We start from the raw sequence: 16,347 nt of genomic DNA, 5'->3' as shown, positions 1-16,347 counted from the left end.
GGCGGCAGACTATGCAGACGGACCAGACCCGGCAAGCAGCCTCTCGATCTTAGAACCCAGCCTCAGCCCGCAGTTTCTGCATGAGTGTCCTCAGAGAACTTTCATAACGGTCGCTCAGCAATTTCCCCTGCTCATCAAACTCGTTCGAGCTGCTGGCCAGATGAATTTCTGGCCCCTGCAGGATACGAGGCTGGAACGGAACCATATAGCCGCGCAGAACCATCTGCGCCCGCTCGCCACCTGCGCGTCCTGCGGCAGCTGACATCACGGCAACCGGTTTGTCGGCCCAGGGGCGGCCATCGGTTCGACTGACCCAGTCCAAAGCGTTTTTCAGAACACCCGACGGGCCTTTGTTATATTCCGGGGTCGAAATGATCACGGCATCAGCCTGCGCGATCTGATCGGACAAGGTTTGCACTGCGGCAGGAATGCCCTCGCCATCCTCAAGATCACCATCATAAAGCGGCAGGTTCAGATCAGCTTCGATATGCGTTCCCGGCTCGAACAACCGTGCCGCTTCGCGCAGCAATTTGCGGTTGGTCGCGCTTTGGCGCAATGAGCCGGACAGGCTCAGAAGTATGGGGTCAGACATTAGGAAACTCCGGTTCGGGTGTTTCCCAATAGCTAGCGTAACTTTCGCACGCACCAAAGACCGGATGACGCGCAGTCAATGTGCGAAAAATGGGCACCCGAAAGTGCCCATGTCATTATGTGTTTCCGTTCGGAATGATCTCGATGTCGACCCGGCGGTTCTGGGCCTTCCCCTCGGGCGTCAGGTTAGAGGCAATCGGGCGGTTTTCGCCCTGGCCGATGGTTGAGATGCGTGCACCACTTACGCCATTGGCTTGAAGAATATCGGCGACAGACCGCGCGCGGCGTTCAGACAGACCCTGATTATATGCGGCGTCGCCGTCGCTGTCGGTATTGCCGATGACCTGCACGTTCGAGTTGGGGTAATTCACCAGATTCTGCCCCACCCGGACCAGATCGGCCCGCAGTGCCGGGCGCACGGTCGCGCTGTCGGTGTCAAAGGTGATATCATTCGGGACGGTCACAATCAGTCGGTCGCCAGCGTTGGTAACAATGATGCCCTGATTGGCCAGTTGCTGACGCAGTTCTGCTGCTTGTTTGTCCAGTTGGTTGCCGATCAGGCCACCCCCTGCCGCACCGATCGCACCGCCTGCCACCGCGCCCAAAAGCGGATCAGATCCATTGGCAATCGCGCCGACACCCGCGCCGATCAGACCGCCGAGGAGTGCACCCTGCTTGGCGTTCTGGTTCGGGTCCGAGGGCAGGTTCAATGTGCCGGGGTCCGTACAGGCCCCCAAAAACATGGCCGAACACAACCCTGCGGCAAGAACACTCTTGGAAATCGTCATGAAATCACCTTCTGCTCAGGGGTCCGTTCACCGAACCCGCTTTGTTTGGCGCAGTATATCGCGTCACCTCATCATAGGCTCAAGCAACAATCGGGTGAAGTCGGCAAATTACCGCCGTTCAACAGGATCCAATTGGTTCTGGTCTTGCCAGATCGCTCGCAAAGGCTCCCCCTGCCCGCAGAAATGATCGTCTGTCACGTCGCAGGCCCAGATGCGATCCGTACGAAAATGGCGAAACCCATTCCTCAGCTCGCACCACGCCGCCAACATCGTGCATTCGATGTGGTAGATCAGGGCGACGGGTCTGACGACCCGCTCGGTTCGCTCACCTTCGGCATTCACATAGGTGATGCGAATTTTGCGTTCAGAGCGGATGGCCTCGCGATAGTTTACGACTGGCACGCACCCCTTGGCCGGATCGTCCATCGGCGCACCCCATGGGGCGACTTGCAGCCAATCCGCAGGCGCGCGCAAAGCGTCGATCTTGCGGCATACACGGTCCGCAGCTTGTTGCAGGGTGCTATCCCCGGTGCGCGCCAGCATCGACAGACCAACCCACAGCGCCTCGACCTCTTCAGCGTCGAAATTCAACGGTGGCAAGTCGTACCCGCGCCGCATCAAGTATCCCACGCCGGCTTCACCCTCGATCGGGGTTCGCTGTGCCTGCAAAGCGGCGATATCGCGATAGACGGTACGCGCTGACACTTCCAGCTTTTCTGCCAGCGCCTCCGCCGTCACAGGCATTTCGGCCGAACGCAGGATCTGGATGATTTCAAAAAGGCGGGTTGAGCGGCGCATAAGGTTCTCCGGGCGGTCTGCTGACATCCTAGCACACCCCACTGACAGGGTGGTGTCAGGAGTGATCTGCGATCTTTGGGAAACAAACCAAAGGAGGTCGACCATGCCATACCTCGACAATCACGTGATGATGACATTGAAACTGGACCGCTGGGCGCAGGATCACACTTTGCGCGCGTTCGAGATCGAACGTGAAATTATGGCTGCCCGTCAGCCCTGCGCACCGCGCAAACGGACCAAGCGGTTCTCGTTGGGCAACCTCAAGATGCTGTGGACAAGCACGGCCTGAGGTCAGAAATCAGCCGGGGCGCGGAATTTCATCGAAACTCCGCCCTCCGGGCTTTTTAGGCGCAGTTCCTCAGAATGCAGCATCAGACGCGGGAATTCGCGCGCTTCGCCCTCGGCGTAGAATGGATCGCCCAGAATCGGGTGGCCCAGCGCCAGCATATGAACGCGCAGTTGATGCGACCGGCCCGTTTTTGGGAACAATCGGACGCGCGTTGTCTCACCTTCGAATTTCACAAACCGCCAGTCAGTGACGGCGGGTTTGCCAGTCTCGTGACATACCATCTGGCGCGGACGGTTGGGCCAATCCACGATCAACGGCAGATCGACGGTTCCTGACTTTTGCTCGATGCGCCCCCAAACGCGCGCAACATAGGTTTTTCGGGTCTGGCGCTTTTCAAACTGCATGCTCAGATGCCGCTGTGCGTGCGGTGACTGGGCAAACACCATGACACCCGAGGTATCCCGATCCAACCGATGCACCAGCAAAGCCTGAGGAAACGCCGCCTGCACGCGGGTCAACAGGCAATCGGCCAGATGCGCGCCACGCCCCGGCACAGACAACAACCCCGAGGGCTTATTCACCACGATCAGCTGTGCATCCTCATGCAGCACATCCAACGGCGTATTCGGGGGATCATAGGTCTCGCTCATGCGCGCCTGCCTATCGCACGGCGTAGGTTCCCGCAACGTCGGGCTTGCCTGAACGGATCGGTTCAGCAACTCTCAGACCCAAAGCGGAGGAGAACCCATGCACCCCACAATCGAGCGCATGCAAGACGTTGTCGCCAAGGGCGATGAAACCCTGATCCACGAATTGCTGGCCGAAGACGTACGGTTTTCCCCGCCGACTTACTACAGCACCTGGACCGGACGCGAACCCGTGGCGGCTGTTCTGGGTCACGTGGGACAGGTGTTTTCCGACTTCCGCTATCGCCGGATTATGGGTGAAGGCAAAGATTGGGCGCTGGAGTTTCAATGCAAGGTCGGGGATCTGGACGCGGTCGGCGTCGATCTGATCACATTGAACGACGAGGGTTTGATCCAAAACTTCGAAGTAGTCATGCGCCCCTACAAAACCATTGGTGCCCTGCGCGAGGCGATGATGGCCCGGGTGATGACAGACGCCCGCTTCCTCGAATACAAAAACGCGCTCAGCTAACCATGACTGCCCCGATTGCCGCCGATCAGATATTGCGTGTCCCACTGTTGCCGGTTCTGGCAGCACAGGCGATTTCCGTGCGTCGTAACGCTCAGCTGCTGCCCGAACCGTCCGGCCCGCGCCAAGGGCGCGAAGGGCGCGGCCCCCGGTTGCGGCTGCTCATCGCTGGTGACAGCTCGGCCGCGGGTGTGGGGGCTGGGCGACAGCAACAGGCACTATCGGGGTTTCTCGTGGCGCGGTTGGCCCGCCATTACAGCGTGGAGTGGCGGCTGGAGGCGACGACGGGTCACACAACACAGGATACGCTGGAACGATTGAACCACCTTGAAGGCAGCTATGACGCCGCCGTGACAGCCTTGGGTGTAAACGACGTCACGCGTGGAGTATCCCGGCAAAAGTTCACGGCTTTGCAGACCCAACTTCTGGATCATCTGACGAGCAACCTGGGTGTTCGACGCGTCGTGGTCACCGCCGTGCCACAGATGAACCGTTTTCCGGCCCTGCCCCAACCTCTGGCCTGGGCACTGGGGCGACAGGCGGCCCGGCTGGATCGGGGTTTGCAAAAGGCCGCTGCGACATTCCCGCAAGCCCGGCACCTGTCATTGGAGTTTCCGGATGACCCGGCACTGGCTGCTCCGGACGGATATCACCCAAGCCCCAAAGCCTATCGCTTGTGGGCAGAGGCCGCGGCCGACTTATTGCATCAGCGCTGACCCCGCATCTGACGGATCATCGGGATCGTATAGACCACCAAAGCCGCCCAGATCAGCGGGAAGGCGATCATACGGCCCCGATCGATCTGTTCCCCAAACACGGCAATCGCCGTGATAAAGATCATCGTCGGCGCGATGTACTGCAGGATTCCCATTGTGGACAACCGCACCAATTTGGCCCCGTTGGCATAGACCAGCAGCGGAACAGCGGTGACGATGCCGGCACAGGCCAGCAGCATGGTGTCCCCAGCGGCAGCGCCAAAGTGGCCGGTTCCTTTTGCCCCCAACCAAGTGATGTAGACCAAGGCTGGGATCAGCAGGATCAGAACCTCAAGCAGAAAGCCCTGATTGGGGCCGATGGGCAGCGAGCGTTTGAAGAAAGCATAAAACCCCCAACTGACCGTCAGGGCCAGCGCGGCCCACGGCAGCCGACCCGCTTCGACGATCAATACCAGCACACCCAAAGCAGCTAACCCCACCGCCGCCAATTGCGTACGATTCAAAGGCTCACGTAACAGGATTGCCCCTAGCGCAATGCTGAACAGCGGGTTGATGTAATAGCCCAACGCTGCGTCCAATGCGTTACCGCTGGCAATCGCCCAGACGTAAATGGCCCAATTCACCGAGATCAAGGCCGCTGTCAGACAGGCCATGCCCAGCATTTTTGGGTTTTGTAAGGCAGCCTTCAAATCCCCGGTTCGCCCTAGCGCCACCAGCAACAGCCCCGCCACAGGCACCGACCATACAATCCGATGCGCCACGATCTCGACCGGCCCGATATGCGCCAGAGCTTTCATGTAAAGCGGCAGGAAACCCCATAGAACGTAGGCGGTCACCGCCAGAGCCAATCCTTTTGGCGTGTCCTCATTCTGGGGTGATGTTGCGACGTCCGCCATCATGGATCTCCGGGTGATACCGTTTGTCTATACGGCTGTTCCGGAGGGTTTGGAAACTGCGAAAACCGTGAACGGTCGCATCAAGAAAATTGATATGTACCAAGAAAACGGGGCGCCGCAGCGCCCCGTGTGTCGAACCTTGGCGCTAAACTTTAACGCGCTCGGATTTTGGGTCGTACATCGGCTTGAGTGATGCTTCGGCTTTCACCTTCACACCGCAGACATCGATCTCATAGGTCGAAGCCAGAACGTCAGCCGCCTTTTCGCCTTCGCAAGGCACGTAACCCAGACCGATTGCGCCGCCCAGCGTGTGGCCATAGTTGCCCGAGGAGAGGTATCCCACATACTCGCCATCCCGAATGATCGGCTCATTGTGGAACAGCAGCGGTTCCGGATCGGTCAGCTTGAACTGAACCAAACGGTTATGCGGTCCGCTTTCCTTACGCGCAATCACCGCTTCGCGCCCGATGAAATCGCTGCCCTTGTCGACCTTGACCGCAAAACCAAGACCGGCATCGACGACGTGGTCCTCGCAAGTGATGTCGTGGCCGAAGTGGCGGAAGCCTTTTTCGATCCGGGCGCTATCCATCATGTGCATGCCGCACAGTTTCAACCCCATATCCTGACCTGCTTCGTGCAAGGTTTCGAACACGTGACCTGCCATGTCGGACGAGACATAGATTTCCCAGCCAAGCTCTCCCACGTAGGTAACACGGTGGGCGCGGGCCAGGCCCATGCCGATCTCGATTTCTTGTGCGGTGCCGAACGGGTTGGTCGCGTTGGTGAAATCGTTGGGCGAGACCTTTTCAAGCAGCGTACGCGCATTTGGACCCATAATGGCCAGAACACCCTCACCCGCCGTAACATCGGTGACGACGACGTTGAAGTTGCCCGCATGGCGCTGCATCCAGGTCTGGTCAGCCAAACGGGTCGCTGCCGGGGTCACCACCAGATAAGCGGTCTCGGTCAGGCGGGTGGCGGTCACGTCCGCCTCAATCCCGCCTGCGCGGTTAAGGAACTGAGTATAGACGATCTTGCCATTCGGGACCGAGTAATCGCCGCCACCGATATAGTTCATGAATGCTTCGGCATCGGGGCCGTCAACGCGGATTTTGCCAAAGGACGACATGTCATACATGCCGACATTCTCGCGCACGGCTTTATGCTCGGCAGCCGAGTTCTCGAACCAGTTCTGGCGTTTCCAGCTGTATTGATACTCGCGCTCCTGCCCTTCATTCGCGAACCAGTTGGCACGTTCCCAACCCGCCAACTCGCCCATGACCGCGCCCTGTTCCAGCAGGTGGTGGTGGAATGGGGTCCGACGCACGCCGCGCGCAGTGGCCTTTTGGCGATAGGGGTAATGGTCGGCATAGAGCAAACCCAGAGTCTCTTTCGAGCGCTCAAACAGGTACTGCTTATTGCCCTGGAACGGCTGCATCCGGCTGATGTCCACGTCTCCCAGATCGAACGGTTTTTCACCGCTATCCATCCATTCGGCCAGCGCCATGCCAGCGCCACCGGCGGACTGGATGCCAATCGAGTTGAAGCCCGCCGCGACCCAGACATTGTCCATCTCAGGCGCGAGGCCCAGATGATAGGCGTCATCGGGGGTAAACGACTCGGGCCCGTTGAAGAAGGTGTGAATACCCGCTTCGGCCAGCATCGGCATACGTTCACACGCGGCTTCGAGTATCGGTTCGAAATGGTCGAAATCCTCGGGCAGCTGGTCGAATTCAAAGGTATCAGGAATACCGTCCATCGCCCAGGGCTTGGCATTCGGTTCAAATGCACCCAACAGGATTTTGCCTGCGTCCTCTTTGTAATACGCGCATTCGTCGGGAACGCGCAGAACCGGCAGCTGAGTCAAACCGTCGATATTTTCGGTAACGATGTAGAAGTGTTCGCAGGCGTGCAACGGCACGTTCACGCCAGCCATCTGGCCGACCTGATGCCCCCACATACCGGCGCAGTTCACCACCATGTCGCATTCGATATGACCAGATGCGCTGCCGTCATCCGCGACCCAGTCTACGCCGGTTACCTTGCGGTCTTGTTTGACAATGTCGCTGACTTTCACACGTTCTTTGACGATACCGCCACGCTGACGGGCGCCCTTGGCCAATGCCAAGGCGATGTTGGCCGGGTCACCCTGACCGTCCAGCGGCAAGTAAACAGCACCCTTCACGCCTTCGAGGTTGATGTGGGGATACAGCTCCTGAACACGCTCATTCTCGATTTCTTCGACCTCGACGCCGAAAGCGCGCGCCATGGCCGCCTGACGGTAGATCTCTTCTTTGCGCTCTTCGGTTAGCGCAACAGTGATTGATCCACAGCGTTTAAAGCCTGTGGCCACACCGGTTTCTTCCTCAAGCGAGCCATAGAGTTCCTGGCTGTACTTCGCCAGCTTTGTCATGTTCGCCGTTGCGCGCAGCTGGGCGATCAGACCCGCCGCATGCCAGGTCGTGCCGCTGGTCAGCTGCTTACGCTCCAGCAGGACAACGTCTTTCCAGCCTTTCTTGGTCAGATGATACGCCACCGAACATCCGATGACACCACCACCGATAATGACAACACGGGCCTTGTTTGGAAGATCAGCCATTCTCATGATTCCGCTTTATGAGTTTCCACCCAAAATGGCACGAAAGAGCGACACAGAATGCACGAAAAACGTCAGCCCATTTGCAAAAATCAACGTTGTTTGACTTGCCGTTTTTCACGTCTCAGCACAAAGGGTGTCACGCCGAAAAAGCTTTTGTAGACCGACGAGAAACCGTTGGGAAACCCGCAGGCAAGACCAATTTCGCGAACGCTCATCGTTGTGTTCAGCAGCAGGTTATTGGCCTTGGCCAGCCGCATTTCGCGGTAAAAACCGTTTGGCGTGGTTCCGAAATAGTTCTTGAATTTCCGTTCCAGCGACCGGTTCGAAAGCTTTAGCGCTTCGACGATTTCGTTAATCGGCAGCGGGTCTTCGATATTAGCCTGCATCACTTTGATGCACTGGTCCAGCTTGGCGTCACCTGTAGCGGTGGTCTTTGATCCGGAAAATGGTTGGAGAGACGAGAAATCCCGGATGTTTTCGTGCAGCATGATGTCGGCCACGGTCATTCTTGTTGGCCCGGAAATATGACGCCCGATCACGGCCAGCGCTACATCGGTAGTGGCCTCCATCCCGGCGCAGGTCACCACGGCGCCCTGTTCTGTTGCAATCGACAGTTTGGCCTCGAACTGGGCGCGACGTTCACGCAAGAAGGACGCGTTTTCCCAGTGGGTCGACATGTCCTCGGTCCCCTGCTCGTCGATATAGCGGCTTGCAGCTTCGGACAGCAAAAAGACCTGTGCGCCGCGGAAAGTATAATCCGACACAACACGCCCCAGAGACAGATCAGGATGATCGGGGTCGGAATTTCCGATGACGAACAAATAGTCCGCGTTGGGCTGCGACGGAATGCGGTCGGTCTGGATCGTCGCCTCGCTGCTGCTGGCGACCGGGCCACCCCTCAGAGAGCGATAGGCATAGGTGAATGGCGGGCTCGGACAAACGCGGTTGGCCAACCGCAGCACTTCAACCAATGACGCCAGTTCCAGCAGCACATAGCCCGGCGCGACAACGATGTCGAAATGTCGCTGCGCGTTAGAAGCCGGGATGTTCGACGGCGATGGCATCACTTTCCTCTCAGACAATCCGGTGCCCGGCGGACCGCAATCGATCGGCAAGGACCTCTATGTGATCCGGCCCGACTTCGCAGCATCCGCCAACAATCGTTGCCCCCTGCGCTACCCATTCCATGGCATGATCGGCATAAGCCTCGGGTCCAAGATCGTGGCGCTGTGTCAACACGTCGACTGTCGGCGCGTCTTTCAGGAAATCCTGTGCAATCCCGGTGAACCCATTTGCATAGGCCCCAAATGGCCGCCCCATCGTGGCTATGACCTTGAGCGCGGCAGGAATGGCCTCGGGGCGGGAACAGTTTATCAGAACAGCGTCAGGGTTGAACCGATCCACAAGAGGCGCAATATCGGCAAGCATTTCACCAGATCGCAGCCGTGTTCCGTCATCATCCATCACAGAAAGCGCCAGCCAGACCGGTTTGCCTGCCTCAGCCGTACCACGCAGGGCCCCTTCGGCCTCTTGCACCGAGGAAACGGTTTCGATCAGGAAAAGGTCGACGTCATCGGACATGAGGGTAACTAACTCGGCAAACTTTTCGGCGGCGTCTTCCACATCAGGATTCAGATCGGGGCGATAAGACGCCAGCAAAGGACCCAGCGCCCCGGCGATGCGCCCGGAACCGCCCGTGCGTGCGTGGTTCGCCTGGGTAACCGCCGCACGGACCAGATCGGGCAGTTGATCCTCCATATCCAGACGTTCCAGCCGAGAGCGATGGACCGCGTAGGTGTTGGTCGTCGCGACCGTCGCACCACGGCGGAAGTACTCGGCATGGACCGCTTCCACCAGTTCCGGGTGGTCGATCATCACGCGCGTCGACCACAGCGGCGTGGGTTTGTCCCCGCTGCGTTTGACCAGTTCCTGCCCGATCGAGCCATCCAGAAGCGTGATATCCGCCATTTGCCAACCTCCCTACGGAATTAGAACGAGTTTTCCCGGCAGCGCCTTGGACTGAAAGTCCTCCTGCGCCTTGGCGATGTCTCTTAGTGGATAGGTCTTGGAAACCAAAGGCTTGATGCGGCCCGCATTCATCATCTCGACAAGGCGGCCAAAGACTTCAAATGCCTGATGTGTGCAGCCGCGAATCGTGATGTCGCGCAGGTAGATCTCACGCAGGTCAGCCGAAACGATTGGTCCTGCGATTGCGCCTGAAACAGCATAGTGCCCGCCGGGTTTCAGGGCCAGGATCAGGCCGGGCCATGCCGGGCCTCCGACCACGTCGATCACGACGTCGAACATGTCCTTGGGCAGCGGCGCGTTGCGGTCCAAGGTGTCCACGGCCCCCTGCGCTTTGACCACCTCGGCCTTGGTTGATCCCGTAACGCCCCAAACCGTCGCCCCGCGTAGAGACGCCAGTTGCACGGCGGCAAGGCCCACGCCACCCGAGGCACCGGTGACCAGCACCTTATGACCAGCGGTCACGCCAGCACGGGTTAACAGGTTCTCGGCCGTGCCAAATGCACAGGGGATGGCGGCGATTTCGACATCTGACAGGGGTGAGGCCGTCACGTCATACAGGTCGTCGGCCTGAACCAGACAGTATTGCGAAAACGCTCCGTCGATTTCAGAGCCTAATGCGATAAAGCCAGTCGGATTGCCGGGGCGTGGGCGCGGCAAGTTGATCGGGCAGGTCACCCGTTGCCCGGCTTGAAACCCGGTCTCTTGCCCTGCCAATTCGACTATCCCACATAGATCGCCACCCTGAATGCGCGGAAACGCCAACGCACCTCCCCAGCCTCCGGCATCAACATCCTGATCAACGGCGTCCGTTGCCCCGGTCACGTCCGAGGAATACCAGCCGACCCGTGTATTGATGTCGGTGTTGTTTACCCCTGCAGCCGCGACCCGAACCAGAACCTGCCCCGGACCAGGCGTTGGGACCGGAATATCCTCGCGCCATTCCAGCGCTTCGGGACCGCCGTGGCGCGTCAGGTAAACGCCGGACATTTTCGTGGGCGTGGTCATCTTTAGACCCTGTCTTCCGGATGGGCTGGAACCGGCCCCATCGGCACAATGTCGTAACGCGCGTTCAGCTCGGCCATTTTCGCCTCATCTGCAAAGTCAGCCTCGGTCATTTTTGCCAGTTCAGCCAGAAACCCGTCGAACCCCGAGGGCTGAAAGATCATCAGCATTCTGGCGGGCGCGCCATCGGCGACGCGACACGCATGGGGTACTCCGGGTGGCACATGCATGGTTGTGCCGGGCGTACAGCGATGCCAGTCGCCATCAACGTAGAATTCCACCGCGCCTTCCAGAAAGTAAAAAGTCTCGGCGTGGGTATCATGGCGATGAAGGCCAAGCGCGAAGCTGGCCTTCAGATTGTCTTCCATAAGCGTGTATGCGCCATCCGTGTCCTGGCCGGAAACTTTCACAAAAGTGTGGTCGTTTTCCCAGTCATAGTTGAGACCCTCACCGGGTCCCAGTTTGGCGTATCGTTTGCTCATGGTGGTCTCCGTGAGAGTTTAAGCGCGCAACCGCTCGTTCTCAGGATCCCAGAGCGGCTGATCCTGCTCTACCACGGCGCGGCACTTTTGGCCGTAGATTTCGACTTCAAGCTCGGTGCCGGGGTTGGCAAGCTCGGCCTTGACCATGCCCAGCGCGATGGACTTGCCGACGCGGTAACCCCATGCGCCCGAAGTGGTCTCGCCCACGATCTCGCCGTTCTGCCAGATGCAGGACATGTAGGGCGCGTCGCAGTCTCCTGCATCCACTGTAATGGTGACAAAGGCCTTTTTTACGCCCTGCTGCTTTTCGTTCAGGATCGCGGCCTTGCCGGGGAAGTCCTGCGGCTTGTCGAGTTTGACGAACCGCTCCAGCCCACCTTCCAGCAGAGAGTAGTCGGTCGACAGGTCACCCTTCCATGCCCGATAGCCTTTTTCGATACGCAGTGAGTTCAGGGCATACATCCCGAACGGCGTGGCACCGGCGCCGATGATCGCGTCATAGATCGCAGGCATATGCTCGTTCAGGGCATGCACTTCCCAGCCCAGTTCACCGGCAAAAGAGACGCGGATCAGGTAGGCGGGCTGGCCAGCAACGGTGGCGGACTGGTGGGTCAGCCAACCAGTGGTCAGATCGGCGTCCGTCAGGTTCGACAGGATCTCGCGCGATTTCGGGCCCGTGACGATCAGAGTATCACGCGAGGTTGTCACGTCCTCGATCGACACACTGGCAGGCATTGCGTTCATCAGGATGTCACGGTCATGCCATTGCGCAGTGGCGGCGGTGATCATGACGAATTCGTCCTCGCCCAGACGGATACAGGACATCTCGGTCAGAATGCGGCCACGATCATCAGAGACATAGATGAGGTTCATCCGGCCAACCTTTGGCAGCCCTCCGGTTGCGAGACCGCGCAACGCCTCAGCGGCGCCCTCTCCCTTGACCATGAAGCGCGAGAAGCCTGGCAGATCCAGCACTCCACAATCATCTCGCACGGCCTCGCATTCTTCTTGGATCCGCTGCTCCCACGGGCCGGACCGACCCCAGGTATGGGTGGCATCAAGCGACGTGTCGTCGCCCGGCTTTGCGAACCAGTTGGCGCGCTCCCATCCGTTATAGGCACCCATCACGCCGCCTAGCGCTTTGACCTTGTCATGTACCGGCGACAGTTTCTTGTCGCGTGCGGCAGGCCATTCGTGATGAGGGAAGTGCATGGCGTATTCGTTGCCATAAACTTCCAGACCTTTCTGGTTGCAGTAGTCCTGATCTGTGTAGTCGGTGTAGCGGCGCGGATCGACGGCCCACATGTCCCATTCGGTCGCGCCATCGACGATCCATTCGGCCAGCACTTTGCCCGCGCCACCGCCCTGCGCGATGCCGAAAGTAAAGGTGTGCGCTTCGAACGCGTTTCTAACTCCCGGCATCGGGCCGATCAGCGGCAGACCATCCGGTGCATAGGGGATCGGGCCGTTGATGACACGGCCAACGCCCGAGGTTGCCATCAGCGGAACCCGCTCCATCGCGTCAGTGACGATATCCTCGATGCGGTCCAGATCATCGTTCCACAGCTGGAACGAGAAATCCTCGGGCATAGCATCGTCTTCAGTCATCCAATGGCCCTTGCAGTTAGGCTCATACGGACCAAGGTTGAAGCCATTCTTTTCCTGCCGCAGGTAGTACGAGATATCCACGTCGCGCAGCAGTGGCAGTTTCTTACCACCGTTCGCTTTGGACCATTCTTCAATTTCTGGAACTTCGTCGGTCAGCAAATACTGGTGGCTCATCACCATCGCGGGAACTGTGCGGCCGCCGAAAGGTTTGAACCACTCTCCCACGCGCTGCGCGTAATACCCAGCCGCGTTCACAACATAGTCGCAGGCGATATCGCCTTTGTCGGTGTGTACGGTCCAGGAGCCGTCGTCGTGCTGAGTTACGCCAGTTGCCGGGCAAAAGCGGATGATCTTCTGGCCCATGTCACGGGCGCCCTTGGCCAGCGCCTGTGTCAGCTGCGCCGGATCAATGTCACCATCGGTGGGATCGTACAGAACGCCTTCAAGATCGTGCGTCTCCAGGAATGGATAGCGCTCTTTAGCTTCTTCCGGTGTCCACATCTCCATCGGGATGCCTTGATAGCGTCCCATCGCCATGGCGTGTTCGAACTCTTGCATCCGCTCTTTGCTGTGCGCCAGACGGATCGAACCCGAAACGTGGTAGTTCATCGGATAGTCGACCTCTTCGCCCAGACGCGAATACAGCTCGGTCGAGTATCGCTGCATGTTCATGATCGCCCATGAATTCGAGAAGGTCGGAACGTTGCCCGCCGCGTGCCAGGTCGAGCCTGCCGTCAGTTCGTTCTTTTCCAGCAGGACACAGTCGGTCCAGCCCTTCTTGGCCAGATGATACAGCGAGGAGGCCCCCACCACACCGCCACCGATAACAACCACGCGGGCTTTTGTCGGAAAATCGCTCATTGGTCTTGATCCTTGTTACTGTGCCCGTTGGGGCAGATCGTCTGTGATGTCGTAATAATCGCCCTTGTCGGCCACAAAGATGTGCCGGGCGAGCTGTAATCCGGTGGGCGTATCGAAAGCCCCCATGGAAATCGAAATCGTGTCCTCGTCATTGTGCTGCCAAAAGAGGAACGAGCCGCAGGAACGGCAGAAACCGCGGCGGGCGGTGTCCGAAGCGCGGAACCACGTAAGCGTATCGCTGGCGGTGAAGCTGACGTTATCCTGATGTGTCCAGGTCGAAGACCAAACATGGCCGGACTGCTTGCGGCATTGACCGCAATGGCAGGCCGAAGGCTGTGAAAGCTCTCCGTCAATCGTGAACGCGACTGCGCCGCAGAGGCAAGAACCGTTTTGCATCTGATTACCCCCTAGCTGCGGGCGTGGAGCTGACACCCAGCAACACGCCATAGATGATGAAACAGGCGGCCATGACACGACGCACCCAAGTGTTGAAAACCGCTCCTAGCGCCGCTTTGCCCATCAATGTACCCATCAGGGTGAACCCGGTATAGCTGAGCGTGGTAATGACCAGCGCCGTGGGCATGACGACGACCATCTGCTGCCAGATCGGCACATCCGGTTGCACAAACTGTGAAAAGGCGGCGAGATACCCCGCCACGCTTTTGGGGTTGATCGTCGCGACCGCCAATGCGTGCAGATACACGTGACGCGCGGGGCGTTCGGTAACTGGTGCCGGACGCGTGGCATTTATCCAACCGCGAACCCCAACCCAGATCAGGAACCCTGCACCAACCAGTTTGGCGATGAAAAACCCGGTTGGGGAGGCTGCGATCAACGCGGTCACACCTAGTGCTGACAAAATCAGAAACGCGCTGGCCTGCGTTAGAATCGCCAGCACACCTAGCATCGCCTTGGGAAACGGCAGGCTCATTCCGTTCGAGATGCAGTTTACAGCATTCGGACCCGGCGTGGTGACGAACACCACCCAGAACAATGCGAATATGGTCCAGGCCTCGAAACTCATCAGTACACCGGCGGGGCAATCACCCAGATGGCCACGGCGGGCTCATCATAAGGGTTCGACCATTGGTAGGGTTGGTGTTTGATGCGGAAGCTGTCGCCGGGCCCCACAAGGAATCGGCGGTCTCCGATCGTCAAATCCAACTGACCGGACACCATGTACCCAACCTCCTGCGTGGGTCGGTTGGCCGGGGTTTGCATTTTTGAGCGTGGTTTGAACGTAGAGTGCACCATCTCGAAATCATCGGTCAGGTCGGGCGAAAGCAGCTCTTCAATCAACCCTTCCTCGCCCGAGCCCATCGGGCGGCGGGATCCGGCACGCACGACATAACCCTGTTCGTCCGCAGGCGCCGAAGAGTGCCCAAACAACATAGACATCGGAACGCCCAGACATTCGGCGATCTGGCGAAGGTCCGAAATTGATGGATCCGACATATCACGCTCGACCTGGCTCAACCAACCGACCGAGCGTCCAAGGCGCGCTGCAATCTCGCTCAGCGTCAGCCCGCGCGCTTTGCGCAATGCGCGAAGGTCGGCTCCGAGTGTGGCGCTGTGCGGGGCTTGGCTGTTCACTGAACGCTCCGAAGTTTGGTGAAATTTTCTCCTCGTTTTTCACGATGCATTGATTCCGTGAAAAATCCAAGATTTTTTTCACTTAGGTCCACGACATTGTTTGGATATCCGTCAACCATGTGGATTGCGGTGATTTATCTGTGGGTCGTCAACACCCTGACTTTGCTTGCCTTTGGCTGGGATAAGCTGCGGGCAAGACGGCGGAAAGGGCGTATCCCGGAACGAAAACTATTGTGGCTGGCGGCGCTGGGCGGCAGTCCAGGCGCATTGCTGGGGCGGTGGATTTTCGGACACAAAACCCGCAAGCGGCTGTTTTCATGCTACATCTTTGGGATTTTCGGCGCTCAGGCTGTCCTGGCCTATCTTCTGGCGGCCTTGGAATTGCCCAGCCTGGTCTAGCGCGAGATTTCCATCAGGGATTAGGTGCTAACCATTTGGGAAACTGTCTGCTACACTCCCATTCTATCTGAATATGATTATTCTTACGCATTCGCAAAGGGTTGAATGACAAATGGACAACGGCATCGGTTTCTTCGACATAGTCTGGTCAATCTTCTGGCTGTTCCTGATGGTGGCCTGGTTCTGGGTGATGATTTCGGTTGTGGCCGATGTCTTCCGCTCCAAGGATCTAAGCGGCGGTGGAAAGGCAGTCTGGATCGCCTTTGTCATCCTGATTCCATGGATGGGCGTTCTGGCCTACCTGATCGTTCGCGGCGACAAGATGCATCAACATAATGCCGAGGCCATGAGCCAGATCGAACAGGCGCAAAAGGACTATATCCGCTCGGTCGCCACAGTATCTGCTGCGGATGAGTTGGAACGGCTTGCTGCGCTCAAGGAAAAAGGCGTTCTGACGGATGAGGAATTTGCGGCGCAGAAAGCCAAGCTTCTGAGCACCTGATAGGAAGCACACACTAATCAAAATAGCCGGGGGCACGCCC

19 protein-coding genes are annotated in these 16,347 nt (G+C 58.6%); 5 read left to right on the top strand and 14 right to left on the bottom strand.

Annotated features, from left to right (window positions below; all coding sequences use genetic code 11):
* Window positions 1-49: 49 nt before the first annotated feature.
* The 3 genes from AC2FJE_RS18045 to AC2FJE_RS18035 form a co-directional block, all read right to left on the bottom strand.
* Complete coding sequence (locus AC2FJE_RS18045; protein WP_108861149.1) at window positions 50-592, bottom strand: NADPH-dependent FMN reductase; 543 nt, start codon at window positions 590-592, stop codon at window positions 50-52.
* 115 nt (window positions 593-707) lie between these two features.
* On the bottom strand, window positions 708-1,379 hold the full coding sequence (locus AC2FJE_RS18040) for a YiaD family glycine zipper/OmpA-like lipoprotein (RefSeq protein WP_058272535.1): 672 nt from the start codon (window positions 1,377-1,379) through the stop codon (window positions 708-710).
* Between the two features lie 108 nt (window positions 1,380-1,487).
* Complete coding sequence (locus AC2FJE_RS18035; protein ID WP_282120294.1) at window positions 1,488-2,177, bottom strand: helix-turn-helix transcriptional regulator; 690 nt, start codon at window positions 2,175-2,177, stop codon at window positions 1,488-1,490.
* A 103-nt stretch (window positions 2,178-2,280) separates the two neighbouring features.
* Here AC2FJE_RS18035 and AC2FJE_RS18030 point away from each other — a divergent pair, with 103 nt between their 5' ends.
* Window positions 2,281-2,466: a hypothetical protein gene (locus AC2FJE_RS18030; protein ID WP_058272537.1), complete on the top strand. Its 186-nt coding sequence runs from the start codon at window positions 2,281-2,283 to the stop codon at window positions 2,464-2,466.
* A gap of 2 nt (window positions 2,467-2,468) precedes the next feature.
* Here the strand turns inward: AC2FJE_RS18030 and AC2FJE_RS18025 are convergent, their stop codons facing one another.
* Window positions 2,469-3,116 carry an RluA family pseudouridine synthase gene (locus tag AC2FJE_RS18025; protein WP_282120295.1) on the bottom strand — a complete coding sequence of 216 codons (648 nt, stop codon included), beginning with the start codon at window positions 3,114-3,116 and terminating at the stop codon, window positions 2,469-2,471.
* A 97-nt stretch (window positions 3,117-3,213) separates the two neighbouring features.
* On the opposite strand from AC2FJE_RS18025, the gene AC2FJE_RS18020 reads away from it, so the two are divergent.
* Window positions 3,214-3,624, top strand: coding sequence for a nuclear transport factor 2 family protein (locus AC2FJE_RS18020; RefSeq protein ID WP_108861144.1), 411 nt, complete (start codon window positions 3,214-3,216; stop codon window positions 3,622-3,624).
* Window positions 3,625-3,626: 2 nt separating this feature from the next.
* On the top strand, window positions 3,627-4,337 hold the full coding sequence (locus AC2FJE_RS18015) for an SGNH/GDSL hydrolase family protein (protein WP_109310692.1): 711 nt from the start codon (window positions 3,627-3,629) through the stop codon (window positions 4,335-4,337).
* Here AC2FJE_RS18015 and rarD read toward each other — a convergent pair.
* The 10 genes from rarD to AC2FJE_RS17965 all read right to left on the bottom strand — a co-directional run bounded on the left by rarD (window position 4,328) and on the right by AC2FJE_RS17965 (window position 15,406).
* Window positions 4,328-5,233, bottom strand: coding sequence for an EamA family transporter RarD (rarD, locus tag AC2FJE_RS18010; protein WP_282170475.1), 906 nt, complete (start codon window positions 5,231-5,233; stop codon window positions 4,328-4,330). The genes AC2FJE_RS18015 and rarD overlap by 10 nt on opposite strands.
* A 145-nt stretch (window positions 5,234-5,378) precedes the next feature.
* Window positions 5,379-7,832 (bottom strand): GcvT family protein, encoded by a 2,454-nt coding sequence (locus AC2FJE_RS18005; protein WP_496757019.1) that lies wholly within the window; start codon window positions 7,830-7,832, stop codon window positions 5,379-5,381.
* Window positions 7,833-7,921: 89 nt separating this feature from the next.
* Entirely contained in the window at window positions 7,922-8,896 is a 975-nt protein-coding gene (locus AC2FJE_RS18000) for a GlxA family transcriptional regulator (protein WP_282120297.1), read from the bottom strand.
* Window positions 8,897-8,906: 10 nt separating this feature from the next.
* Complete coding sequence (locus AC2FJE_RS17995) at window positions 8,907-9,800, bottom strand: homocysteine S-methyltransferase family protein (RefSeq protein ID WP_496757021.1); 894 nt, start codon at window positions 9,798-9,800, stop codon at window positions 8,907-8,909.
* A gap of 12 nt (window positions 9,801-9,812) precedes the next feature.
* Entirely contained in the window at window positions 9,813-10,865 is a 1,053-nt protein-coding gene (locus tag AC2FJE_RS17990; RefSeq protein WP_282170479.1) for a zinc-binding dehydrogenase, read from the bottom strand.
* 2 nt (window positions 10,866-10,867) lie between these two features.
* The gene (locus AC2FJE_RS17985; RefSeq protein ID WP_282120300.1) at window positions 10,868-11,344 is read right to left on the bottom strand and encodes a cupin domain-containing protein; all 477 of its coding nucleotides are present in this window, start codon (window positions 11,342-11,344) and stop codon (window positions 10,868-10,870) included.
* Between the two features lie 18 nt (window positions 11,345-11,362).
* The gene (locus AC2FJE_RS17980) at window positions 11,363-13,813 is read right to left on the bottom strand and encodes a GcvT family protein (RefSeq protein ID WP_496706399.1); all 2,451 of its coding nucleotides are present in this window, start codon (window positions 13,811-13,813) and stop codon (window positions 11,363-11,365) included.
* A gap of 15 nt (window positions 13,814-13,828) precedes the next feature.
* On the bottom strand, window positions 13,829-14,209 hold the full coding sequence (locus tag AC2FJE_RS17975) for a GFA family protein (RefSeq protein ID WP_496706400.1): 381 nt from the start codon (window positions 14,207-14,209) through the stop codon (window positions 13,829-13,831).
* 4 nt (window positions 14,210-14,213) lie between these two features.
* A complete protein-coding gene (locus tag AC2FJE_RS17970) occupies window positions 14,214-14,837 on the bottom strand; it encodes a LysE family translocator (RefSeq protein ID WP_496757026.1) in 624 nt (207 codons plus the stop codon).
* Window positions 14,837-15,406, bottom strand: coding sequence for a helix-turn-helix domain-containing protein (locus AC2FJE_RS17965; protein WP_496757028.1), 570 nt, complete (start codon window positions 15,404-15,406; stop codon window positions 14,837-14,839). The genes AC2FJE_RS17970 and AC2FJE_RS17965 overlap by 1 nt, the downstream gene beginning before the upstream one ends.
* A 96-nt stretch (window positions 15,407-15,502) precedes the next feature.
* On the opposite strand from AC2FJE_RS17965, the gene AC2FJE_RS17960 reads away from it, so the two are divergent.
* Together AC2FJE_RS17960 and AC2FJE_RS17955 are read left to right on the top strand one after the other, a co-directional pair.
* Complete coding sequence (locus AC2FJE_RS17960; protein ID WP_496761268.1) at window positions 15,503-15,805, top strand: DUF1294 domain-containing protein; 303 nt, start codon at window positions 15,503-15,505, stop codon at window positions 15,803-15,805.
* Between the two features lie 112 nt (window positions 15,806-15,917).
* Complete coding sequence (locus AC2FJE_RS17955) at window positions 15,918-16,307, top strand: SHOCT domain-containing protein (protein WP_058279764.1); 390 nt, start codon at window positions 15,918-15,920, stop codon at window positions 16,305-16,307.
* The last annotated feature ends 40 nt before the right edge of the window (window positions 16,308-16,347 follow it).

It is taken from the genome of Ruegeria sp. CDSC002, from assembly GCF_059610905.1.
The sequence above is the reverse complement of the archived record's forward strand: the minus strand, read 5'-3'. Positions and strand labels throughout refer to the sequence as shown.